General features: G+C 44.7%; 1 protein-coding gene. It reads left to right on the top strand.

From position 1 onward, the window contains the following. Positions 1-253 (top strand): ATP-binding cassette domain-containing protein (locus FQ664_RS26465; RefSeq protein WP_144175945.1); only part of this gene is annotated, 253 nt, incomplete at both ends.

Genomic DNA, 253 nt, shown 5'->3' with positions numbered 1-253 from the left:
AAGCATATCTGGTCTTGATGATGAGGCTAGAGCCAAGATACGTAGTGACCATTTGGGTTTCGTTTTCCAAAGTTTTTTGTTGATTCCAAGTCTATCTGCTTTGGGTAATGTGACATTACCTTGCCTGTTGAAGGGAGAAGATGAGGATACTGAGAAAGCTAAGGCGCTGTTAGAGTCGGTTGGTCTTGGACATCGTATCGATCACTTGCCATCGCAGTTGTCAGGGGGAGAACAACAACGTGTTGCTATTGCT

It is taken from the genome of Pseudomonas persica, assembly GCF_900291015.1.
In the GTDB taxonomy this organism is placed as follows: Bacteria; Pseudomonadota; Gammaproteobacteria; order Pseudomonadales; family Pseudomonadaceae; genus Aquipseudomonas.
The sequence above is the reverse complement of the archived record's forward strand: the minus strand, read 5'-3'. Positions and strand labels throughout refer to the sequence as shown.